This is a genomic window from Marinobacter alkalisoli, assembly GCF_045449855.1.
Taxonomy (GTDB): Bacteria; Pseudomonadota; Gammaproteobacteria; order Pseudomonadales; family Oleiphilaceae; genus Marinobacter.
Map to the genome: position 1 here is coordinate 1 of NZ_JBJJLC010000010.1, position 21,794 is coordinate 21,794.

The 21,794-nt window shown below is 58.4% G+C and carries 22 protein-coding genes; 8 read left to right on the top strand and 14 right to left on the bottom strand.

Translation table 11 applies throughout. From position 1 onward, the window contains the following. Positions 1-57 precede the first annotated feature (57 nt). The gene (gene apbC / locus ACJO5Y_RS05205; protein WP_406985364.1) at positions 58-1,158 is read right to left on the bottom strand and encodes an iron-sulfur cluster carrier protein ApbC; all 1,101 of its coding nucleotides are present in this window, start codon (positions 1,156-1,158) and stop codon (positions 58-60) included. A 189-nt stretch (positions 1,159-1,347) separates the two neighbouring features. On the opposite strand from apbC, the gene metG reads away from it, so the two are divergent. The 8 genes from metG to nth are packed head-to-tail and all read left to right on the top strand — an operon-like array spanning position 1,348 to position 9,568. Next, positions 1,348-3,381, top strand: a complete 2,034-nt coding sequence (metG, locus tag ACJO5Y_RS05210; RefSeq protein WP_406985365.1) for a methionine--tRNA ligase — start codon at positions 1,348-1,350, stop codon at positions 3,379-3,381. 37 nt (positions 3,382-3,418) lie between these two features. Then, a complete protein-coding gene (gene rsxA / locus ACJO5Y_RS05215) occupies positions 3,419-4,000 on the top strand; it encodes an electron transport complex subunit RsxA (RefSeq protein ID WP_127331834.1) in 582 nt (193 codons plus the stop codon). A 27-nt stretch (positions 4,001-4,027) separates the two neighbouring features. Further along, positions 4,028-4,606, top strand: a complete 579-nt coding sequence (rsxB, locus tag ACJO5Y_RS05220; protein ID WP_406985366.1) for an electron transport complex subunit RsxB — start codon at positions 4,028-4,030, stop codon at positions 4,604-4,606. Further along, positions 4,606-6,429, top strand: a complete 1,824-nt coding sequence (gene rsxC / locus ACJO5Y_RS05225) for an electron transport complex subunit RsxC (RefSeq protein WP_406985367.1) — start codon at positions 4,606-4,608, stop codon at positions 6,427-6,429. The genes rsxB and rsxC overlap by 1 nt, the downstream gene beginning before the upstream one ends. Before the next feature lie 22 nt (positions 6,430-6,451). Then, the gene (gene rsxD, locus ACJO5Y_RS05230) at positions 6,452-7,504 is read left to right on the top strand and encodes an electron transport complex subunit RsxD (RefSeq protein ID WP_406985368.1); all 1,053 of its coding nucleotides are present in this window, start codon (positions 6,452-6,454) and stop codon (positions 7,502-7,504) included. A gap of 3 nt (positions 7,505-7,507) precedes the next feature. Beyond that, a complete protein-coding gene (gene rsxG, locus ACJO5Y_RS05235) occupies positions 7,508-8,209 on the top strand; it encodes an electron transport complex subunit RsxG (RefSeq protein WP_406985369.1) in 702 nt (233 codons plus the stop codon). A 2-nt stretch (positions 8,210-8,211) separates the two neighbouring features. Next, positions 8,212-8,928: an electron transport complex subunit E gene (locus tag ACJO5Y_RS05240; RefSeq protein ID WP_406985370.1), complete on the top strand. Its 717-nt coding sequence runs from the start codon at positions 8,212-8,214 to the stop codon at positions 8,926-8,928. Position 8,929: 1 nt separating this feature from the next. After that, complete coding sequence (gene nth, locus ACJO5Y_RS05245; RefSeq protein ID WP_406985371.1) at positions 8,930-9,568, top strand: endonuclease III; 639 nt, start codon at positions 8,930-8,932, stop codon at positions 9,566-9,568. 54 nt (positions 9,569-9,622) lie between these two features. Here the strand turns inward: nth and ACJO5Y_RS05250 are convergent, their stop codons facing one another. From ACJO5Y_RS05250 to pyrG, 13 genes are all read right to left on the bottom strand, one after another. Further along, the gene (locus ACJO5Y_RS05250; RefSeq protein WP_406985372.1) at positions 9,623-10,198 is read right to left on the bottom strand and encodes a chalcone isomerase family protein; all 576 of its coding nucleotides are present in this window, start codon (positions 10,196-10,198) and stop codon (positions 9,623-9,625) included. A 201-nt stretch (positions 10,199-10,399) separates the two neighbouring features. After that, positions 10,400-11,398: an RNA polymerase sigma factor RpoS gene (rpoS, locus tag ACJO5Y_RS05255; protein ID WP_406985373.1), complete on the bottom strand. Its 999-nt coding sequence runs from the start codon at positions 11,396-11,398 to the stop codon at positions 10,400-10,402. A 195-nt stretch (positions 11,399-11,593) separates the two neighbouring features. Next, complete coding sequence (locus tag ACJO5Y_RS05260; RefSeq protein ID WP_406985404.1) at positions 11,594-12,397, bottom strand: peptidoglycan DD-metalloendopeptidase family protein; 804 nt, start codon at positions 12,395-12,397, stop codon at positions 11,594-11,596. A 273-nt stretch (positions 12,398-12,670) separates the two neighbouring features. Next, on the bottom strand, positions 12,671-13,561 hold the full coding sequence (locus tag ACJO5Y_RS05265) for a DUF368 domain-containing protein (protein WP_406985405.1): 891 nt from the start codon (positions 13,559-13,561) through the stop codon (positions 12,671-12,673). Positions 13,562-13,608: 47 nt separating this feature from the next. After that, positions 13,609-14,265, bottom strand: coding sequence for a protein-L-isoaspartate(D-aspartate) O-methyltransferase (locus tag ACJO5Y_RS05270; protein WP_406985374.1), 657 nt, complete (start codon positions 14,263-14,265; stop codon positions 13,609-13,611). Continuing rightward, positions 14,265-15,029, bottom strand: a complete 765-nt coding sequence (gene surE, locus ACJO5Y_RS05275) for a 5'/3'-nucleotidase SurE (protein ID WP_406985375.1) — start codon at positions 15,027-15,029, stop codon at positions 14,265-14,267. Before surE ends, ACJO5Y_RS05270 begins: the two co-directional genes overlap by 1 nt. A gap of 67 nt (positions 15,030-15,096) precedes the next feature. After that, positions 15,097-16,197, bottom strand: a complete 1,101-nt coding sequence (truD, locus tag ACJO5Y_RS05280) for a tRNA pseudouridine(13) synthase TruD (protein WP_406985376.1) — start codon at positions 16,195-16,197, stop codon at positions 15,097-15,099. Further along, positions 16,194-16,673, bottom strand: a complete 480-nt coding sequence (gene ispF, locus ACJO5Y_RS05285) for a 2-C-methyl-D-erythritol 2,4-cyclodiphosphate synthase (protein WP_406985377.1) — start codon at positions 16,671-16,673, stop codon at positions 16,194-16,196. Before ispF ends, truD begins: the two co-directional genes overlap by 4 nt. Before the next feature lie 30 nt (positions 16,674-16,703). After that, complete coding sequence (gene ispD / locus ACJO5Y_RS05290; RefSeq protein WP_406985378.1) at positions 16,704-17,405, bottom strand: 2-C-methyl-D-erythritol 4-phosphate cytidylyltransferase; 702 nt, start codon at positions 17,403-17,405, stop codon at positions 16,704-16,706. 9 nt (positions 17,406-17,414) lie between these two features. Continuing rightward, positions 17,415-17,687: a septum formation initiator family protein gene (locus ACJO5Y_RS05295; RefSeq protein WP_406985379.1), complete on the bottom strand. Its 273-nt coding sequence runs from the start codon at positions 17,685-17,687 to the stop codon at positions 17,415-17,417. A 203-nt stretch (positions 17,688-17,890) separates the two neighbouring features. After that, the gene (gene eno / locus ACJO5Y_RS05300; protein WP_406985380.1) at positions 17,891-19,186 is read right to left on the bottom strand and encodes a phosphopyruvate hydratase; all 1,296 of its coding nucleotides are present in this window, start codon (positions 19,184-19,186) and stop codon (positions 17,891-17,893) included. A gap of 117 nt (positions 19,187-19,303) precedes the next feature. Beyond that, complete coding sequence (gene kdsA / locus ACJO5Y_RS05305) at positions 19,304-20,149, bottom strand: 3-deoxy-8-phosphooctulonate synthase (protein ID WP_406985381.1); 846 nt, start codon at positions 20,147-20,149, stop codon at positions 19,304-19,306. Positions 20,150-20,151: 2 nt separating this feature from the next. Beyond that, positions 20,152-21,780 carry a CTP synthase gene (pyrG, locus tag ACJO5Y_RS05310; protein ID WP_406985382.1) on the bottom strand — a complete coding sequence of 543 codons (1,629 nt, stop codon included), beginning with the start codon at positions 21,778-21,780 and terminating at the stop codon, positions 20,152-20,154. Positions 21,781-21,794: the final 14 nt, after the last annotated feature.

Consider the following 21,794-nt stretch of genomic DNA (forward strand, 5'->3'; position numbering starts at 1 on the left):
ACGGACGGCCTGACGCCGCGGTCATACTTCCGGGTTGTCCGCTACTAATCGACGAATCTAGTGCTCGGTTACCGATACGCTGGAGATTGATCCGCTCAGGTTACGCTCTCTGGTAGACAGCTCTGCCCCAACCCGGCGGGCAATATCCCGGTATCGGCGTGCGACTTCGGAATCCGGTTCGGCGACTACCGAGGGGATGCCGCCGTCGGTCTGTTCACGGATAGTCATGTGCAACGGTAGCTGGCCGAGGAGTGTAGTGTCGTATTCCTCCGCGATGCGCTCGCCGCCGCCGTGACCGAACAGAGGTTCTTCGTGGCCGCAGTTGCTGCAGATGTGGACGCTCATGTTTTCCACCACGCCCAGCACCGGGATGTCGACTTTGCGGAACATTTCGATGCCTTTTTTGCCGTCCAGCAGGGCGATGTCCTGCGGGGTGGTGACGATGACGGCGCCGGTGACGGGGACTTTCTGGGCCAGGGTGAGCTGGATGTCGCCGGTGCCGGGGGGCATGTCGACGATGAGGTAGTCGAGTTCGTTCCACAGGGTCTGTTGCAGCAACTGCATGACGGCGCCGCTGACCATCGGGCCGCGCCAGACCATGGGGGTTTTGTCGGTGACGACGAAGGCCATGGAGTTGGCTTGCAGGCCGTGGGCGTCCATGGGGACGAAGTATTTGTTTTCGCGGGTGTCGGGGCGTTTGCCTTCGGGCACGCCGAGCATCATGCCGATGCTGGGGCCGTAGATGTCGGCGTCGAGGATGCCGACTCTGGCGCCTTCGGCCTGGAGGGCCAGGGCGAGGTTGACGGCGGTGGTGGATTTGCCGACGCCGCCCTTGCCGGAGGCGACGGCGATGATGTTTTTCACGCCTGGCACCGAGGGCAGGTCTTTCTGGACTTTGTAGGAGTGGATTTTCTGGCCGACGTGGACGTCGGCGCTGTCAACGCCTTCGACGTCTTCCAGGGCGTTGGTGACAAGTTGTTTCAGGGCGCCGGCGATGCCTTTTGACGGGTAAGGCAGCTCCACCATGAGGGTTACTTTGCCGTTGTCGTCCGCGGTCAGGGACTTGACGGCGCCGAGGTCGTATAGGTCCTGGTCACGATACGGGTCGCGGTACTGGCGAACCGCCGCTTGCAGGGCCTGTTCTGAAATCTGGGTCATCGGGTTCTCCGGAATAAGCTCATGCTCTATTTTAAGCACGGAAACGGGTGTTTCGGATGAAAAATATCTGCCCGGAAGGTATCATCTGTGCCCGTTTCTGGCCATACAGAGTCTTTACCCGGATCAAGGGGCATCTCTGTTTCACTGATTAACGCCAAATCCTTATTCATTAAAGGTTCGGATATCAACATGACGCAAGCGAGTTCAAAGCAACAGCGCGATATTCTGGTCACCAGCGCCCTGCCTTATGCCAATGGCCCTATTCATCTGGGTCATCTGCTGGAATACATTCAGACGGACATCTGGGTGCGTTACCAGAATATGCGAGGCCAGAACTGTTACTACGTTTGCGCCGACGATGCCCACGGTACCGCGATCATGCTGCGTGCCGAACGCGAGGATATTACGTCCGAGCAGCTGATTGATCGCATCCGTGACGAGCATCAACAGGATTTCAGCGGTTTCCATATCCGCTTTGACAACTATTACACTACGCATTCCGAGGAAAACCGTCAGTTCTCGGAATATATCTACCGGCAGCTGCAGGAAAACGGGCATATTGCGACCCGCAAGATCACCCAGTCCTTTGATCCGGAAAAGAACATGTTCCTGGCGGACCGGTTTATCAAGGGCACCTGCCCGAAATGTAAGACCGAGGATCAGTACGGGGACAACTGCGAAGCCTGTGGCGCCACTTATACGCCGGCGGAGCTGATTAACCCGCGCTCTGCCGTGTCTGGCGCCACGCCGATTGAGAAGGAATCCGAGCACTATTTCTTCAAGCTGCCGGACTTTGCCGATTTCCTCGCCAAGTGGACCCGTAGCGGTACGCTTCAGCCGCAGGTGGCCAACAAGCTGGCTGAATGGCTGGATGCCGGTCTGCAGGAGTGGGATATCAGCCGTGACGCGCCCTACTTCGGGTTCGAGATTCCGGACGCTCCGGGCAAGTATTTCTATGTCTGGCTGGATGCTCCCATCGGGTACCTGGCCAGCTTCAAGAACCTGTGCAACCGGGAAGGCATCGACTTCGAGCATTTCTGGAAGGCCGATTCCACCGCCGAGGTGTACCACTTCATCGGCAAGGACATTATCAACTTCCACGCGCTGTTCTGGCCGTCGATGCTGCACGACGCCGGTTTCCGTACGCCGACAGCGGTCTGGGCCCATGGTTTTGTAACCGTCAACGGCAAGAAGATGTCCAAGTCCCGGGGCACGTTCATTATGGCCCGTACTTACCTGGATCACCTGAATCCGGAGTACCTGCGCTATTACTTCGCTGCCAAGCTGACCGGCGGCGTGGATGACATGGACCTGAACCTGGAGGACTTCGCCTTGCGGGTGAACTCGGATCTGGTGGGTAAGGTGGTCAATATCGCCAGCCGCAGTGCAGGGTTCATTACCAAGCGTTTCAATGGCCAGCTTGGTCAGGTCACCGAGCACGACAAGCTGAAAGAGTTTATTGATGCCGGTGAGGAAATCGCCGACTTCTATGAGGCCCGCGAGTTTGGCCGTGCCATGCGCCGCATCATGGAGCTGGCGGATATTGCCAACCAGTACGTGAACGATGAGCAGCCGTGGGTGATCGCCAAGCAGGAAGGTCAGGAAGACAATCTGCAGGCGATCTGCACCAACGCCATCAACATGTTCCATCTGTTGATGACCTATCTGGCTCCGGTGCTGCCGGAGACCGCGAAGGCCTCTGAGGCATTCCTGAAGGCCGGGCTCGACTGGAACAACCGCGGCGAGCGCCTGGAAAACCACGGCATCAACAAGTTCAAGCCGCTGATGAGCCGGGTGGATATGGCACAGATCGAGAAAATGCTGGATGCGTCCAAAGAGGAGCTGCCCGCAGCGACCGGAAAACCGGCTGAGACTGCCAATCTCGAACCGGTGGCCGACGAGATAGAATTCGGGGACTTTGCAAAAGTGGACCTTCGGGTCGCAAAAATTGTCAAAGCCGAACATGTCGAAGGCGCAGACAAGCTGCTTCGGCTGACGCTGGATATCGGGCATGGTGACCGCAACGTGTTTGCCGGCATCAAATCCGCCTACAAGCCAGAGGAACTGGAAGGCCGGCTGACGGTGATGGTTGCCAACCTGAAGCCCCGTAAGATGAAGTTCGGAATGTCTGAAGGCATGGTTCTGGCAGCGGGCCCCGGCGGCAAGGATATCTTCATCCTGTCACCGGACTCCGGAGCCACCCCGGGCATGCGGATCATGTAAGGCACCTGCGTAAACGCAGTGTGATGGAGCAAGGCGAATGACCGAGTATTTGCTGATTCTGGTCAGCACCATTCTGGTGAACAACTTTGTGCTGGTTCAGTTCCTGGGGCTGTGCCCGTTCATGGGGGTGTCCGGCAAGCTGGAGACCGCCATGGGCATGTCTCTGGCCACCACTTTTGTGCTGACCCTTGCTTCGGTGTGCAGTTATCTGGCCTACACCTACCTGCTGGAGCCCCTGGATCTGGCGTTCCTGAAAACCATCACCTTTATCCTGGTGATTGCGGTGGTGGTTCAGTTCACCGAAATGGTGGTGCGCAAGACCAGCCCCCTGCTCTATCGGGTTCTCGGCATTTTCCTGCCGTTGATCACCACCAACTGCGCGGTACTCGGCGTGGCGTTGCTGAACCTGAACAAGAACAACAACTTCGTGGAATCTGTCCTGTACGGTTTTGGCGCAGCCGCCGGCTTCTCGCTGGTGCTGGTGCTGTTTGCCGCCATGCGTGAGCGTATCGCCGTTGCCGATGTGCCCGTGGCCTTTCGAGGCGCGGCCATCGGCATGGTGACCGCCGGGCTGATGTCATTGGCGTTCCTGGGCTTTACCGGCCTGGTCGGCGTTTGACGGGATAAGGTTTAAGGGTAACGGTTTATGTGGACTAGTATTCTCGTCGCTGTTGTTGTTCTGCTGGCCCTGGCCGTGGTGTTTGGCGGGCTGCTGGGTTACGCCGCTGAGCGCTTCCGGATTGAAGGGAACCCTCTGGTGGAGCAAATCGATTCCCTGCTGCCGCAGACCCAGTGTGGCCAGTGCGGCTACCCGGGGTGCCGCCCCTACGCGGAATCCATTGCCGAGGGTGGCCCCATCAACAAATGCCCTCCGGGCGGTGAAGGCACCATCAAATCCCTGGCCGACCTGCTGGATGTGGAGCCGGAGCCTCTGGACGCCGAGCACGGCGTGGAGCAGGAAAAACGGGTAGCGGTGATCCGTGAGGACGAATGCATTGGCTGCACCAAGTGCATCCAGGCCTGCCCCGTCGACGCCATTCTGGGTTCCGCCAAGCACATGCATACGGTGATTGAAAGCGAATGCACCGGCTGTGACCTGTGCGTGGACCCCTGCCCGGTCGACTGCATCGACATGGTCACCATCGAACCAGACATCCGCGCCTGGACCTGGAATCCGCCAAAGGCGGACATCATTGCCACTGATCGCCAGGGGGCCAGCGCCTGATGACACAACTCTGGGATTTCGCCGGCGGTATTCACCCGGCAGAGCACAAGCATCAGTCAACGGGGCGCCCCATCCGCCCCGCCGGCATTCCGCAACGGCTGGTGTTGCCGCTGCAGCAACACATCGGCGTTCCCGCAGAGGCAATGGTGGCGATTGGCGACCGCGTACTGAAAGGCCAGCGAATTGCAGAAGTGTCCGGCGGCATGGGTGTGCCCATTCACGCGCCGACTTCCGGAATCATTGAGTCCATCGCCCGCATGCCGGTCCCCCATCCCTCCGGCATGGATGACTGGTGTATCACCCTGAAGCCTGACGGCGAGGACCAATGGTGCCAGCGCCACCCGCTACCGGATTATCGCACCCTGGATCGCGAGGAAGTTCTGGAAACCATCCGCAATGCCGGCATCTCGGGCATGGGTGGCGCGGGCTTCCCGACCAACATCAAACTCAGGCCGCCCAGGGATCGCAAGGTTGGCACCCTGATCCTCAATGGCGCTGAGTGCGAGCCGTACATCACCGCCGATGATATGACCATGCGCGAACGGGCGGATGAAATCATTGCCGGCCTGAAGATCATGGCGTGGATCCTGCGCCCGGAACGCTGCGTCATCGCCATTGAGGACAACAAGCCGGAAGCGATTGCAGCGATGAAGACGGCGGCCGAAGGGACGCAGATCGAAGTGATCGTGGTGCCGACCAAGTACCCGTCCGGCGGCGAAAAACAGCTGATCCAGATCCTCACCGGCATGGAGGTGCCCAGTGGCGGCATCCCGGCGGACATTGGCGTTATGTGTCAGAACGTCGGCACCGCCATTGCCGTGGCCCGCGCCATTCTGGAGGGCGAACCGCTGACCCGCCGCGTAATCACTATTACCGGCGAAGCGGTTTCCGAACCCGGAAACTTCGAAGCGCTTCTGGGCACCCCCATCCATTATCTGCTGAGCCAGGCCGGATTGCAGGAAGCACAACTGAACCGGCTGGTCCTCGGCGGCCCGATGATGGGATATACGCTGAATACCCCCGACATACCGGTGGTCAAGACCAGCAACTGCGTGATTGCCGCCAGCGCGCAGGAACTGCCCGAGCCCGAACCGGAACAACCCTGCATCCGTTGCGGCCAGTGCGCCGAAGCCTGTCCCATGGAGCTGCTACCGCAACAACTGTTCTGGCACGCCAAGGCCGGCGAATTCGAGAAGGCAGAACACCTGAACCTGTTCGACTGCATTGAATGCGGAGCCTGTTCCTATGTCTGCCCCAGCTCCATTCCCCTGGTGCAGTATTACCGGTTTGCCAAGGGCGAAATCCGGGTGCAGCAGGCGGAGCATGTAAAAGCAGATCGGGCCCGGGAGCGTTTCGAGGCACGTCAGGCCCGGCTGGAACGGGAACAACAGGAGAAGGAATTGCGCCGCAAGGAACGCGCCAAAGCCGCAGCGGAAGCCCAGGCGAAGAAGAAAGAGGAAGCGGAGCAAGCCGCTGCCAAAGGCGAAGCCGTCGATGAAAAGGCCGCCAAGGCAGCTCTGGTCCAGGAGGCGCTGGCTCGCAAGAAAGCCGGCACGCCAGCTGTGTCCGAAGCACAGGCCACCGCCACGGAGAACACGGCATCGGCGCCCGATATTCCCGCCCTGGAAAAGCAGCTGACCCAGGCGAAGTCCAAGCTGGAAACCATGCAGTCAATGCTGAATGACGCCAAGGCACAGCAAGCGGACAACGTCGACAAGCTCGAGCGCGCGGTTGCCAAAAATCACGAACGGGTAAAACGGGCGGAAGAAGCCCTGGCTGAGGCCGGTGCGGACACGGCCCCGGCGACCCAATCCACCGAATAACGGACATCAGGGCCAAGTCTTCATGGCATTAGTACAACAGTCTTCTCCCCATGCCCGCAAAGCCCGGTCAACTTCCCGGCTCATGCTTTGGGTGATTCTGGCCGCCGTGCCAGGCTTGCTGGCGCAGACGATCTTCTTCGGCTGGGGCAACCTGATCAATGTGGTGTGGTGTATTGCCGTTGCCCTGGCTGCGGAAGCCGCCATGCTGTCGCTTCGCAGGAAGCCGCTGGCGTTTTTTCTCAGGGACAACACCGCCGCCGTGACCGGCCTGCTGCTGGGGTTGTCGCTGCCGCAGTTTGTTCCCCTGTGGGTCTCGGCCATCGCCGTGATCTCTGCCATTGTCATGGCCAAACAGCTCTATGGCGGGCTTGGTTCCAACCCCTTCAACCCGGCCATGGTGGGTTATGCGCTGGTGCTGATTTCCTTTCCGGTGGCGATGACGACCAACTGGGCCCAGCCCGGCCTGCTCTGGGAGTCCGCCCCCGGGTTGGGCGAAACCCTCAACCTGCTGGCATCCGGTCAGCAGGCCGTTGTGGATGGCTACACCATGGCCACACCGCTGGATGAGTACAAGCACAAGATAGCCACCCACACGGCTACGGAAGTACTTGCACACCCCACCTTCGGCGACGGCATCGCCCACGGCTGGGAGTGGGTGAACGCGGCTTTCCTGCTGGGCGGTCTGGTGCTGATCGGCCTCAAAATCATTACCTGGCACATTCCCGTCAGTATGGTGGCCGCCATTGCCGTGATGAGCCTTGCCTTTGGCAGTAATCCCGACCAGTACGCGCCGGTTACCCTGCATATGCTGGCCGGCGGAACCATGCTCGGCGCCTTCTTTATAGCCACCGATCCGGTCTCCGCCGCCACCAGTCATCAGGGAAAGCTCATTTACGGGGCCGGTATCGGGGTGCTGATATACGTTATCCGCAGCTGGGGCAATTACCCGGACGCGGTTGCATTCAGCGTACTGTTGATGAATTTCGCCGTGCCCTTTATCGATCACTACACGCCGCCACGCACTTATGGTCACCATAAGGCCCGGCGCGGCGTTCCCGGCAAGACTCAGGGGTAACTCATGGCCGCTATTGCACAGTCCGTCCGTCGCAGCGCCATTGGTCTCGGCCTGTTCGCGGTCATCACCGGCGGCACCATTGCCGTCACCCAGGTTATGACCGCCGATCGCATTGCCGAACAGGCCGCCCGCGCCGAAGCCCAGGCCCTGTTCGAGATTATTCCCGAGAGCCATCACGACAACGATCTGCTCAGGGACACCGTGCAACTGCCGGCAAGTGATCGCCTGGCCCAGCCTGACCCCATAACCGCCTGGGTAGCGCGCAAGGGTGAGCGGCCTGTCGGACTGATCCTTCCCGCAGTGGCGCCGGATGGCTATTCCGGAAACATCCGCCTGCTGGTGGGCATCGACCTTCAGGGCAACGTTCTCGGCGTGCGGGTAACCAGCCACCGGGAAACCCCGGGGCTCGGCGACGGCATTGAAACCAAGAAATCCGACTGGATTTATTCGTTTGACGGCCGTAGCCTCGGCGATCCGGCCCCCGACCGCTGGAACGTAAAAAAGAACGGCGGTGTCTTTGACCAGTTTACCGGCGCCACCATTACCCCAAGGGCCGTGGTCAAGGCCGTTCAGCGGACCCTGGTATACTTCCACCAGAACCGGGAGGAAATGCGGGATATTCTCAATGAGCCTCCGGAAAGGCGAAGCAGCCCCATCAGTCCGGACACTGTCGCTGGCGAACATCAAGACGCGGAGCATTCCTGATCATGGCAACCAAGAGCAACCCGGAAATCATTCGTGAGGGCCTCTGGACCAACAACCCTGCCCTGGTCCAGGTACTCGGCCTGTGCCCATTGCTGGCGGTCACCAGTACCGTGGTCAACGCCATCGGACTGGGGCTGGCGACCCTTATGGTATTGATGGGATCAAACCTGGCCGTATCGCTGATCCGGAATTTTGTGAGCGAATCCGTACGCCTTCCCGCGTTTGTGATGATCATCGCCTCCTTCGTCACCTGTGCCGAGCTACTGATGCAGGCTTTCACCTATGAGCTGTATCAGATCCTCGGCATTTTCATCCCGCTGATCGTCACCAACTGCGCCATTCTGGGTCGGGCGGATGCGTTCGCCTCCAAGAACGGACCGGTACCGGCCCTTCTGGACGGCGTGATGATGGGGCTGGGGTTCCTTGCGGTGCTGGTGGTGCTCGGCGCCATGCGCGAGCTGATTGGTCAGGGCACCCTGTTTACCGGCATGGATCTGCTGCTTGGCCCCATGGCCGCGGACTGGGGTATTCGCCCGCTGGAAAATTACCCGGACATGCTGTTCATGGTACTGCCGCCAGGTGCGTTCGTGGGGCTGGGGCTATTGATCGCACTGAAGAACGGCATCGACAACCAGATCAAGGAACGCCGCAGTGCCGGAGTGACCGATCCGGTCAACACAGGCAGCAAGCGGGTTCGGGTTACAGGGCAGGTTTCTTGAAATGAACCGGGAAAAACGCACTGAAATATTCACTCGTCTGCGGGACAACAACCCCAACCCCACGACTGAACTGAACTACTCAACTCCATTTGAGTTGCTGGTCGCCGTCACCCTGTCAGCCCAGGCCACCGATGTCGGGGTCAACAAGGCCACGGACAAGCTGTTTCCGATTGCCAACACGCCTGCCGCCATCCTGGCCCTGGGAGTGCATGGTCTGAAGGAATACATCAAGACCATCGGCCTGTTTAACAGCAAGGCGGAGAATGTCATCAAGACCTGCCGGATACTGCTGGAAAAACACGGGGGCGAGGTACCCGATAATCGTGAGGATCTGGAAGCCCTACCGGGCGTTGGCCGGAAAACGGCGAATGTGGTACTTAACACGGCCTTTGGGCAACCGGCCATGGCGGTAGATACCCACATTTTCCGGGTGTCCAACCGCACCGGAATTGCCCCGGGAAAAAACGTTCTGGAAGTGGAAAAGCGCCTGATGCGCCTGGTGCCAAAAGAGTTTCTTCTGGACGCCCACCACTGGCTGATTCTTCACGGCCGATACACCTGCACCGCCAGAAAGCCCAAATGCGGCGCCTGTCTCATTGAAGACCTGTGTGAGTTCAAACAGAAGCGGGACTATCAGTAGTCAGCTGGCAGCCGCCGGAACAGATTGCCCGGCGGCCGGTAATGGCGGGGCGACTTACCGCTGGCCCAGCATGCTGGCTTTCAGGTCTTTCTGGGCAGGCGTGTCGGACAGCCAGATACCGAACAGGGCCTTTTTGAACTCCAGATCACCCACGGTATCCCGGACCTCACCATTCTTGAGGACACGTACACCTTCAGACGGAAGGTAGACAAGATCGAATACGTCACCCTCGGTGATCTCTTCCTCAAAGACTGACATGAACCGGTCCACATCGTCCTGGATTGCCGACATATCCCCATCGGTCGCGCTTTCGAAACCTTCCAGGGTGGCCTCGGTCATGCGATCGCTGGTGATCATGCCGGAAATGATGTGCAAAGTGATTGCCTGGGGTTCATCGGCGTTAATCACCGCTACACCATCATCAATAGTTTCCGGCACGTATAGACCACCTACATACAGGTCCATAAACCATTTGGAACGGGTACCGGCACCGTTGAGCTTGAGTTCGGTGTCCATGGCGGAATAGGTGTCCGGGACATCCACGCCTTCCACAGTAAGGGCGGACACCGGAGCCGACAACGCGGCAGACAGTGCCAGTGACACAAAACCTGTTGATAGAGCCTTCTTCATCATCCTTTCCTTTTCAGTCGTTATTATTGAGTCGTTCTATTTTTATACCGGGTTTCGACAGCCTATCCCTGCCCGGGAAAAACATTCTAACAGGGGGAATAACGACGATTGCGCAACGTGGTTCTCATTTGGGCGCCTACTGAAACAGAAAAGCCGGCCATTTTCCATGGCCGGCTTTCGGGGATGACAGGACTCTAATGTTTACATGAACAGCAGGGAACCTGACAGACCTTCCTTCTCCAGGATCTCCCGGAGACGACGCAGCGCCTCCACCTGGATCTGGCGTACCCGCTCGCGGGTCAGCCCGATTTCCTGGCCAACTTCCTCGAGGGTGCTGACCGGATAACCACGCAGACCAAAGCGGCGGGAAAGCACTTCCTGTTGTTTGTCACTCAACTGGTCGATCCACTTCTCGACACAGGAGCACATGTTGTTGTCCTGCAGCAGGTCGGCGGGATCCGAGGCGCCCTCATCCGCCACCGTATCCAGCAGGGATTTCTCACCACCAGCGCCGATCGGCGTGTCCATGGAAGCCACGCGCTCATTCAGCCCGAGCATCCGCTTTACATCATTCACAGGCTTGTCGACCATGCGGGCGATTTCTTCCGCGGAGGGCTCGTGATCCAGCTTCTGGGTCAGCTCACGGGCGGCGCGCAGGTACAGATTCAGTTCCTTGACGACATGGATCGGCAGGCGGATGGTGCGGGTCTGGTTCATGATCGCCCGCTCGATGGTCTGGCGGATCCACCAGGTTGCGTAGGTGGAGAACCGGAATCCGCGCTCCGGATCAAACTTTTCCACCGCACGGATCAGACCAAGGTTACCTTCCTCAATCAGATCAAGCAGCGTCAGCCCCCTGTTGACATACCTGCGGGCGATTTTCACGACCAGCCGCAGGTTGCTCTCGATCATACGCTTACGGCCGGATTCCTCGCCCTTACGGGCCAGTCTGGCAAAATACACTTCTTCTTCGGGGGTAAGCAGTGGGGAAAAACCAATTTCGTTCAGGTATAACTGGGTCGCGTCGAGTTGTTTCTGGCTGGTGAAGTATCGGCCCTGGGCCGGGATACCTTCTTCGACTTCTGCCACTTCCGTGTCAGAAGTACCCTTATCGACCTTGTCTTCCGCCAAAATCTGATCTTCGGCGTCTTCCATATCGCTCACACGATCGATGATGAGATCTTCTTGCTCTGCTGACATATCTCTTGCCCCGCCTCTCAATAATCCTGGTTATTCGCTCACGAATTCTTTTTATTGTGAGCACCTGCTGCGTTCGCGTTCTTGTTCAGGACATATAGTTGTTGGCTGGTTACAACCGTAACCATTATTTTTATTTTTCGCTGTCGGCTTTTTTGTCAGTGCCGGGACGTTTTCTGTGTCTGGCTGGCTTCTCGGTCAGCGTGGCGGCAAATAATGCATCGGATCAACCGGATTGCCATTTTTTCGAATCTCGAAATGCAATTTGGGTCGATCTGAACCGCTACTCCCGAGCTCTGCGATTACCTGCCCGGCTTTTACATCCTCCCCTTCCCGCACCAGAATCTTCCGGTTGTGAGCGTAAGCACTTAAATAGTGCTCATTATGATTCACAATAATCAGATTGCCGTATCCAAGCAATCCGCTTCCGGCGTAGACCACATTACCGCCTGCGGATGCCCTTACAGGATCTCCCGGTTTTCCTGCAATATCAACACCTTTATTGACTTTACCGGATGTTGAATAACCTGCAATTACGGTGCCAACGTGTGGCCAGCGCCAATTGACGTTCGACACCGTCTGGGTCTGGCTGTTCAGCGGCGACTTTCGGTCCGGGGCCCTGGAAACCTTCGGCCTGGGTTCCGGCTTCGGGGCCGGCGCCTTGCTCGTCTGCCTTGACGGCGGCTTTGCCGGCGATGGCTTGGTACGCCTCTTATTCTGCACCGAGGATGTGACAGTTCCGCGAAGATCCAGGCGCAATACCTGACCGGCTTTCAGGTGCCACGGTTCACTTATACCATTCGCATTCCCCAATTCCCGGTAATCCCGGCCATACCGCCACGCTATGCTGTACAGCGTTTCCCCGGGCTTGACCACATGCCGCCCCCAGTACACCGGAGGGTTATAGCGATCATCCTGGTAGATCGCATGGGTGTTACAGCCGCTGATCAGCGGGGGCACAAAGAGAAGGAGCAGTAGCAGGGGGAGCCAGGAAGGAGACAGGACTGGCTTTTGTAGCCATAAGGATACCCGGGTACCGGAGGGGAACCGCAGGGATGCTGCACAATCGGTCTTGGGGGACCCAGGTAAACATCTCACAGGTATAAAAATAGCCCCGTTATAAGCAATCCGTATTAAAAATACGGCAGTTTCTAAAGTTCTTGGAGTAACTTGCTAATATATTGCACATTTTATAATCAAATCCAAGTTACTACACGGCCACATTTGTTACTGCCCGAAACATCCGTGTTGACCAAAAAGTAACACCTGCGAACCTTATGGCCTGGTGCGACTTCCCAGCCACTCAACCAACAGCACCATGGCAAAGCCAAGGATAGCCACGCTTAGCGCCACCGGCCATTGGGAATCCAGACCGGTCAGCTCGGCGTAGTAGCCGGGAGTTACGCTGACCTCATTGAGTGGAACCAGCTCGCCCGAGCTGTTGGTGCGCCAGCTCACCGTTTCCTTCCAGGGCCACACCTTGTTAAGCGCACCGATCATAAACCCCGTCAGCAACGCCAGCACCGGATCATGAAACCGGTGAAATGCCCAGGTGATCAAGCGAGCAACAGACAACAACCCGATCAGGCAGCCGGACGCAAACAGCATCAGGACACCCGCTTCCAGATTACGAATGGCATCCAGTACCGGCGCATACATACCGATAACAACCAGTATAAAGCTGCCGGAAATACCCGGCAGGATCATGGCGCATATTGCCAGCGCACCGGCGCCCAGGAACACCAGGCCGGAGGGATCCACCTGCCCCGCTGGCAGTGTGGTCACCCACCAGGCAAAAGCGATACCCGCCAGCAGCGGCCCCAACAGGACCGGAGAAAGTTCACGCACCTGACGTCCGACATGCCAGACTGACGCCACGATCAGCCCGAAAAAGAAGCTCCAGATCAGGACCGGGTAGGTTTCCAGACCGTAACTGATAATGGAGGCCAGCGTCGCAATACTGATCAGGATGCCGACCAGCAGGCTGATCAGGAAGGTGCCGTCACACCGGTCCCAGAATCCTTTCAGATCGCCACGGAACAGGTGCCCTATAACGGCTCCCGGTACGGCATTGATAGCCTCCAGCAATCGGAAGTAGATACCCGTAATGAACGCAATGGTACCGCCGGAGACGCCAGGGACGATGTCGGCCGCTCCCATTGCCATACCACGGAGAAAAACGGCAAAGGGGTGATGCTGGCGCGAGCTATCCGTCAACGGACCACCCCGCCCAACAAAGGCACGAAATTAACCGCTTCGATTTCAGTGGTTTCAAAGCTGTCCCCGTAACGCACCATTTTCACCAGGTTCTGATTCACTTCTCCAACGGGCGCAACAACGACACCACCCTCGGCGAGCTGGGCCCGTAATTCCGTCGGGATTTCCTTTGGCGCGGCTGTCAGCATAATGCCATCAAATGGCCCTCGGTCAGGCCATCCCATGCCGCCATCGGCGTGCTTGAGCAAGACATTGCGCATGCCCAGCTGGCGCAGCCTGTCCCGGGCCCGGTCCTGCAGTGGCTTGATCCGCTCCACACTGAACACTTCATCCACCAGCCGCGACAGGATAGCGGTCTGGTAGCCGGAGCCAGTGCCAAGTTCCAGCACGCGGGACGGCGCATGTTGCATCAGGATCTCGGTCATCCTGGCGACAATATACGGCTGGGAAAGCGTCTGGCTGTAACCGATCGGCAGGGAGGTATCCTCATAAGCCCGGTGTGACAGGGCCTCGTCCAGAAAAATATGGCGCGGTACCTCAGCCATCACATCCAGTACACGCTGGTCATCAATGCCTGCGTCCCTCAGGCGCTGAATCAGGCGCATGCGGGTTCTGCGGGAGGTCATTCCGATACCCTGAAGCTCTGGAACCATCACTGCGCCTCCCCGGAAGTCATGTCATCAACCCACTCCCGGAGTGAAGACAACGCTTCGTGGCGGGTCATGTCCACATGAACGGGGGTAATCGAGACGAAGTTTTCACGAACGGCGTGAAAATCGGTCCCCGGTCCGGCGTCGCTACCCTGACCGGCGGCGCCAATCCAGTAGCGTTCCTTGCCACGGGGACACGTCATCGGAACAGCGCCTTCGGCCCGGTCACGGTGCCCCAGGCGGGTAACACGGAAACCCGCAATCTCCTCCCAGGGCACATCCGGCACATTCACGTTGAGAATGCACCTCGGACCCAGGGCCAGTGCTTTCCTGCCTTCCAGGAGGGTCCGCACTACCCGGGCCGCGGTTTCATAGTGGAAGTGCCCGTTGTTAACGAGAGAAACCGCTATGGCGGGCAGGCCGAGGTTCCGGCCCTCGGTCGCTGCCGCGACGGTACCGGAATAGATGATGTCATCGCCCAGGTTGGCGTGGGTGTTGATGCCGGAAACAACCCGATCGAATGGCTCACTGAACAGACCATTCACCGCCAGGTGAACGCAGTCCGTCGGTGTGCCGTCCACAGACCTGAAACCGTTAGGATGCTGCTCTACCGTCAGCGGTCGGTTCAGCGTCAGGGCATTGCTGGCTCCGCTGTGATCCCGGTCGGGAGCAACCACCTCCAGTTCTCCGATGCCTTCCAGGCCTTCGTGGAGAGCCTGAAGCCCCGGTGAATGAACACCGTCATCATTGGATAACAGTATGCGCACAATTTTCTCCGCTAGCCTTTATGTTCCGGATCGTCACACCTGATAGCAGGTTGTCCGCCCGGACATTTTATTGTTCGGGGTCTTTTGCCCCTTCATACAATTCAAAGATATCTGCCAGGATGGTGGTTGCGTATTGCCCCGGCGCGAGCCAGAAACTGATCCGCAGCATGTCCTCCGCCAGCCATTGCCAGTGCAGCTGCTCCGGCCTGGCAATCAGGGGACGACGCTCCGGCTTCATCCGGGTGGCTGAAAACAACCCTTCCAACCCGGGGTTCCCGGCAACGACGTCACGCTCCAGAGCCCCCTGCTCCGATACCGCTTCGGTACCGCCATCTCCCCACAAGGGACCGGTCGGAACCAGTTCCGAATCCGGGCCCAAACCGGGCTCTCCGTCCAGAAGCTGCCTCCAGTTGCCAGCCTCGACCCGACGACCAAGTGCCTCATTAAACAGCCATGACCGGGCAGCAGAAAAGTACAATACGTTTTTACTGTCCTGACTGCCAGAGCCTGAATGCCTGCCGCCCCTTTTTTTACCGCCCTTCCGGCCACCCCGCTTGAGTTTCGACGGGTCAATGGTGAGGGCACGGTCAAGGTTGGCGCCGCCATGGCCGAATCGCTGGGGACCAAAATAGTTGGGGGCGCCCGACAGGGTCAGCTCAGACAATGCTTTGTCAATGTCTTCTGTGGTGCCTGTCACCCGGCGAAGGGTTATCTCGAAGTGGTTGCCCCGGTGATCTCCCCGGCGAAGTTTACGGGCAGAGCGCGTCCACGCAAGAACCGGCCAGCGCTCCACCACTTGCGCAATGAAGGCTTCATCATCGCGCTCCATACCCGGGCGATAGATGCTGAACCATTGCCGGGTTACGGCGTGGCGGTCTTTTAGGCCGCAAAACCCCACATCGAAATGGCGACACCCGGACAACAACGCCAGCTGGCGCGCGACATATTCGGTATTGTCGCCGGTCTTTTCCAGTAGCAGACAGAGATGCTCGCCACCGGTGGCGTCGTCTCCTGGCGGGCCTTCAGCGGGAAATCCGGGCAACCCCAGGTCCTCGAAAACCCTGAAATCCTCCGGCATGTGTTTCAGTTCTGCCCGGGCAATCCGGCCCCCTCGCGACGTGGGCCAATCCAGTGTCCAGTTGCCGGTATTTACAGGTTGATCACTCATGAGGACACCGGCTCCAACAGGCAAATAGCCTGGCAGGCAATACCCTCACCGCGCCCGGTAAAGCCGAGCTTTTCGGTGGTGGTGGCTTTCACGCTGACCCGGCTGGCCGGGATGGCCAGATCTTCCGAAATATTCAGCCGCATGGCCTCAACGTGGGGAGCCATTTTTGGGGCCTGGGCAATGAGCGTTGTATCCACATTCACGACCGAAAAACCCTCCTCGGCCACCCGGGCCATGACACGACGCAGCAGATCCCGGCTGTCGGCTCCGGCCCACTCATCACTGGTATCGGGAAATAAATGCCCGATATCACCGAGTGCCACCGCCCCCAGAAGCGCATCCGCCAGCGCGTGCAGCAGTACATCGCCATCAGAATGGGCTTTCAGGCCGTGATTATGGGGAATCCGGACACCACCGAGAGTGACATAGGTGCCTTCACAGAAGGCATGGACATCAAAGCCCTGACCAATACGCATAGAGACTTTCCCGAGATCGTGCAGGCAATTTCAGAACTGGCTGAGGATAAATCCCGCCAGGGCGAGATCCGCCGGGACAGTAATCTTGATATTGTCCGGGCGTCCTTCCACCAATACCGGCATGTTACCTGAAAATTCCATGGCAGAGGATTCATCTGTCACAGGCTGACCATTTTCCAGGGCCTGCTCGAGGGCATTGACCAGTTTGTCGTACCGGAACATTTGGGGAGTGAGGGCTCGCCACAGGGAACTCCGATCCACTGTCTCCAGGGCTTCCGGAGGGGTGGCGTTATTCCCCCTTTTCAGAGTATCGGCAACGGGAGAAGCCAGCAGGCCGCCGACATCATGATTCTGCAGCGAAGTTATCAACCGGGCCAGATCGTCCCGGTGGAGGCATGGACGGGCAGCATCGTGGACCAACACCCAGTCATCCGCACCGGCCTGAGGTGCCAGCGCACGAAGAGCCGAAAGAACCGAGTCTGCCCGTTCGGAGCCACCACGACAGGTTTGAATCCGGGAATCGCCACTGGCCTCGGTGTCCGGCCACCAGCGGTCGTCCGGATGGAGAGCAACGATACAGCCATCAAACAAGGCAGAGTCGAGGGTACGTGACAGGGTGATATCGAGAATAAAACGACGATCAATCCTGAGGTACTGCTTGGGGCACTCGGCCTGCATGCGCTGGCCAATACCGGCGGCAGGCACGATCAGCCAGAATCGTGGATTCGTCATTGGCTTGTATCAGTTTTCAACAACCAGGAAGAAGGTTTCATCGTCACGGATAAGCCCCAGGTTCATCCTCGCACGCTCTTCCACCGCGCCCTGCTCGTTATGCAGGTTACGGACTTCAGCGTAAAGGCGTTCGTTGCGGGCGGACAATTCGGCGTTCTCTTCCCGCTGCTCGGAAATGGACTGTTGCAGGGCCCATACCTGCGCAAAGCTGCCCTCCCCGATCCACAGGCGCACCTGCAGCAGGAGTATCAGCACAGCCATGATGGACCAGAGCAACTTCATTGCTAATTCCGTTTAATAAAAGCCGAACAAAAAACCAACACCGAGTGCTGAGTATAGACCTTAGAGTAGATTAACAACAAATTCTGCTAAATGGTTGTGCAAAAAGGCCATCGTGACTGAATGTTCATCCAGATCACGATGGCCTTAACATTTTGTTACCTGAATTGAGCATCAATACAGGTAACAAATGACTCCGTCAGGCCTCAGCCCTGACCCTTGATCTCGGTCAGGCCACGGTAAGGCGCCTTGCCATCCAGGGCTTCCTCGATGCGCAGCAACTGGTTGTACTTGGCAACGCGATCCGAGCGGCACAGGGAACCGGTCTTGATCTGGCCGGCGCAGGTGGCCACCGCCAGGTCGGCAATGGTGGTGTCTTCCGTTTCACCGGAACGGTGGGAAATCACCGCAGTGAAGCCAGCGTCCTGGGCCATCTTGATGGCGTCGAGGGTTTCGCTCAGGCTACCAATCTGGTTGAACTTGATCAGAATGGAATTGCCAACGCCCTTGTCGATACCCTGCTTCAGGATTTTGGTGTTGGTTACGAACAGGTCATCCCCAACCAGCTGCACCTTGCTGCCCAGTTTGTCGGTCAGCACTTTCCAGCCGTCCCAGTCGCTCTCGTCCATACCGTCTTCGATGGAAACGATCGGGTAACGCTCGCTCAGGCCCGCCAGGTAATCGGCAAAGCCTTCGGAATCGAAACTCTTGCCTTCACCGGACAACTGGTACTGGCCATCCCTGTAGAATTCGGAAGACGCGCAGTCCAGAGCCAGGGTCACATCAGAACCCAGCTTGTAACCGGCCTTCTCGACCGCCTCCTGGATAACCGCCAGCGCTGCTTCGTTGGACGGCAGGTTCGGAGCGAAACCACCTTCGTCACCCACCGCGGTGTTCAGGCCCTGAGACTTCAGCACCTTCTTCAGGCTGTGGAAGATCTCAGCGCCAATGCGCAGGGCTTCAGCAAAGCTCTTGGCCGCCACCGGCTGAATCATGAACTCCTGGATATCAACGTTGTTGTCCGCGTGCTCGCCGCCGTTGAGGATGTTCATCATCGGCACCGGCATGGAGTACTTGCCGGACGTGCCGTTCAGCTCCGCAATATGCGCGTACAGCGGCTTGCCCAGAGACGTGGCTGCCGCCTTGGCCGCAGCCAGGGAAACCGCCAGAATCGCGTTGGCGCCCAGATTGGCCTTGTTCTCAGTGCCATCCAGTTCCAGCATCACGTTGTCCAGGGCACGCTGATCGGCTGCATCCTTGCCGATCAGGGCTTCACGGATTCTGGTGTTTACCGCCTCAACGGCTTTCAGTACACCTTTACCCAGATAGCGGTTTGCGTCCTTGTCCCGAAGCTCCAGGGCTTCACGGGAACCGGTGGACGCCCCGGAGGGCGCACAGGCACTGCCAATGGTGCCGTCTTCAAGAATCACATCCGCTTCAACCGTGGGGTTCCCGCGGGAATCCAGTACTTCACGGCCTTTGATGTTGGCAATTTTTGTCATTCGTCCGAATCTCCGTATTTTCAATGTCTAGAAGGTTATGACTTATAGTTCGATCAAGAGCAGTCGGGGTATGACTGCTCGGCTCCCCCCGAGCAATACAAAAACAGACACCGCCCTTCAGGCGGTGTCGATAGGTTTAAAACTCTTAACGAGATCATCCACGGCCTTGACCCGCTGAAGGAATGGCTCCAACTGGCTCAGACGCAAGGCACAAGGGCCGTCGCATTTGGCATTATCCGGGTCGGGATGGGCTTCCAGAAACAGGCCGGCCAGGCCCTGGGACATACCCGCAAGCGCGAGATCGGTTACCTGGGCACGGCGGCCACCAGCGGAATCCGCGCGACCACCGGGCATTTGTAGTGAGTGCGTCACATCAAACATCACCGGCACATTCATGGACTTCATGATGCCGAAGCCGAGCATGTCGACCACCAGGTTGTTGTAACCGAAGCTGCTGCCCCGCTCGCACAGGATGACCTTGTCATTACCGGCTTCTTCGCACTTGGTGATGATGTGCTTCATTTCCTGAGGTGCCAGGAACTGGGCTTTCTTGATGTTGATCACGGCGCCGGTTTTGGCCATCGCGACCACCAGATCGGTCTGGCGGCTCAGGAAAGCGGGCAACTGAATGATGTCGCACACCTCTGCCGCAGGCTCCGCCTGCGCTGGCTCATGGACATCGGAAATAATGGGGACACCGAACTTGCTCTTGATGTCTGCCAGTATCTGCACCCCCTTGTCCAGGCCAGGGCCACGGAAAGAGTTCACGGAAGAACGGTTGGCCTTGTCGAAGGAAGCCTTGAACACATACGGAATGCCCAGCTTGCCAGTGGCCTCAACATAAGCCTCGGCCACTTCCATGGCCAGCTCGGGAGATTCCAGTACGTTCATACCGCCAAACAGCACGAACGGCTTGTCGTTGGCGACCTCAATTCCGGAGACGTTGACCGTGCTCTGCGCCATGCTCAGGATTCCTTCTTGTGGGCCAGTGCTGCCTGGACAAAGCCCTTGAACAGGGGATGCCCGTCACGGGGCGTTGACGTGAATTCCGGGTGGAACTGGCACGCCACGAACCAGGGATGATCCGGAGCCTCGACAACTTCCACCAGACGGCTATCGGTCGAGCGACCGGAAACCTTCAATCCAGCCCCTTCCAGATTCGGCAGGAAATGGTTGTTGACTTCATAGCGGTGGCGGTGGCGCTCACGGATGGTTTTCTTGCCGTAGCAGTTGGCGATGGTGGAGCCTTCGGTCAGCACGCAGTCCTGTGCGCCGAGGCGCATGGTACCGCCCAGATCGGATTCCTCGGTCCGTTCCTCACGCTCACCGCTGGCATCCAGCCATTCGGTAATCAGGCCAACCACCGGTTCCGGTGTGTGCTGGCGGAACTCTGTGCTGTGAGCGTCCTTCAGGTTGGCCACGTTGCGCGCATATTCGATAACCGCTACCTGCATGCCAAGGCAGATACCCAGATACGGCACCTTGTTTTCGCGGGCATACTGTACCGTGCGAATCTTGCCTTCCACACCGCGCTCACCAAAGCCGCCCGGCACCAGGATGGCGTCGGCACTGTCGAGCGCTCCGGTACCGTCACGCTCGATGTCCTCGGAATCGATGTAGTTGATCTTCACCTTGGTACGGGTCTTGATACCGGCGTGCAGCAAGGACTCGATCAGAGACTTGTAGGCATCCAGAAGCTCCATGTATTTGCCAACCATGGCAATGGTCACTTCGTCTTCCGGATTCATCAGGGATTCCACAACCGCGTCCCACTCACTCAGGTCAGCGGCACGCGCATCCAGGCTGAAGCGTTCGATCACCAGCTGATCAAGACCATGTTCATAAAGCATTCGTGGAATGGCATAGATGGACTTGGCATCCTGCAACGGGATGACCGCCCGCTCTTCCACGTTGGTGAACAGGGCAATCTTGCGGCGAGAGCTGGCATCTACCTCGTGTTCCGAGCGGCACAGCAGGATATCCGGCTGCAGACCGATGGAACGCATTTCCTTCACGGAGTGCTGAGTCGGCTTGGTCTTGATCTCGCCGGCTGTGGCAATGTAAGGCACCAGCGTCAGGTGCATGAACAACGCCCGCTGGGGGCCCACTTCCACCTTCAGCTGACGGCAGGCTTCCAGGAACGGCAGGGACTCGATATCACCCACGGTACCGCCGATTTCGATCAGCGCCACGTCAGAACCGGCGGCCCCCTCCACCACACGACGCTTGATTTCGTCGGTGATATGGGGGATGACCTGAACGGTGCCGCCCAGATAGTCTCCGCGACGCTCCTTGCGAATCACCTCTTCGTACACACGGCCGGTGGTGAAGTTGTTGCGACGACTCATGCGGCTACGAATGAATCGCTCGTAGTGTCCCAGGTCGAGGTCAGTTTCCGCGCCATCTTCGGTGACAAATACTTCACCGTGCTGAAACGGGCTCATGGTACCGGGATCCACGTTGATGTACGGGTCCAGCTTGAGGATAGTGACCTTCAGGCCGCGTGCCTCGAGGATCGCAGCCAGTGAAGCGGATGCGATACCTTTCCCCAAGGAGGACACGACACCGCCGGTGACGAAAATATAACGCGTCATGCAGATTCCATGAT

What these genes read in the sequence shown, in the direction of transcription:
- apbC (WP_406985364.1), bottom strand. Translation starts at nt 1,158, where the DNA reads ATGACCCAGATTTCAGAACAGGCCCTGCAAGCGGCGGTTCGCCAGTAC.
- metG (WP_406985365.1), top strand. Translation starts at nt 1,348, where the DNA reads ATGACGCAAGCGAGTTCAAAGCAACAGCGCGATATTCTGGTCACCAGC.
- rsxA (WP_127331834.1), top strand. Translation starts at nt 3,419, where the DNA reads ATGACCGAGTATTTGCTGATTCTGGTCAGCACCATTCTGGTGAACAAC.
- rsxB (WP_406985366.1), top strand. Translation starts at nt 4,028, where the DNA reads ATGTGGACTAGTATTCTCGTCGCTGTTGTTGTTCTGCTGGCCCTGGCC.
- rsxC (WP_406985367.1), top strand. Translation starts at nt 4,606, where the DNA reads ATGACACAACTCTGGGATTTCGCCGGCGGTATTCACCCGGCAGAGCAC.
- rsxD (WP_406985368.1), top strand. Translation starts at nt 6,452, where the DNA reads ATGGCATTAGTACAACAGTCTTCTCCCCATGCCCGCAAAGCCCGGTCA.
- rsxG (WP_406985369.1), top strand. Translation starts at nt 7,508, where the DNA reads ATGGCCGCTATTGCACAGTCCGTCCGTCGCAGCGCCATTGGTCTCGGC.
- ACJO5Y_RS05240 (WP_406985370.1), top strand. Translation starts at nt 8,212, where the DNA reads ATGGCAACCAAGAGCAACCCGGAAATCATTCGTGAGGGCCTCTGGACC.
- nth (WP_406985371.1), top strand. Translation starts at nt 8,930, where the DNA reads ATGAACCGGGAAAAACGCACTGAAATATTCACTCGTCTGCGGGACAAC.
- ACJO5Y_RS05250 (WP_406985372.1), bottom strand. Translation starts at nt 10,198, where the DNA reads ATGAAGAAGGCTCTATCAACAGGTTTTGTGTCACTGGCACTGTCTGCC.
- rpoS (WP_406985373.1), bottom strand. Translation starts at nt 11,398, where the DNA reads ATGTCAGCAGAGCAAGAAGATCTCATCATCGATCGTGTGAGCGATATG.
- ACJO5Y_RS05265 (WP_406985405.1), bottom strand. Translation starts at nt 13,561, where the DNA reads ATGGCAATGGGAGCGGCCGACATCGTCCCTGGCGTCTCCGGCGGTACC.
- ACJO5Y_RS05270 (WP_406985374.1), bottom strand. Translation starts at nt 14,265, where the DNA reads ATGGTTCCAGAGCTTCAGGGTATCGGAATGACCTCCCGCAGAACCCGC.
- truD (WP_406985376.1), bottom strand. Translation starts at nt 16,197, where the DNA reads ATGAGTGATCAACCTGTAAATACCGGCAACTGGACACTGGATTGGCCC.
- ispF (WP_406985377.1), bottom strand. Translation starts at nt 16,673, where the DNA reads ATGCGTATTGGTCAGGGCTTTGATGTCCATGCCTTCTGTGAAGGCACC.
- ispD (WP_406985378.1), bottom strand. Translation starts at nt 17,405, where the DNA reads ATGACGAATCCACGATTCTGGCTGATCGTGCCTGCCGCCGGTATTGGC.
- ACJO5Y_RS05295 (WP_406985379.1), bottom strand. Translation starts at nt 17,687, where the DNA reads ATGAAGTTGCTCTGGTCCATCATGGCTGTGCTGATACTCCTGCTGCAG.
- eno (WP_406985380.1), bottom strand. Translation starts at nt 19,186, where the DNA reads ATGACAAAAATTGCCAACATCAAAGGCCGTGAAGTACTGGATTCCCGC.
- kdsA (WP_406985381.1), bottom strand. Translation starts at nt 20,149, where the DNA reads ATGGCGCAGAGCACGGTCAACGTCTCCGGAATTGAGGTCGCCAACGAC.
- pyrG (WP_406985382.1), bottom strand. Translation starts at nt 21,780, where the DNA reads ATGACGCGTTATATTTTCGTCACCGGCGGTGTCGTGTCCTCCTTGGGG.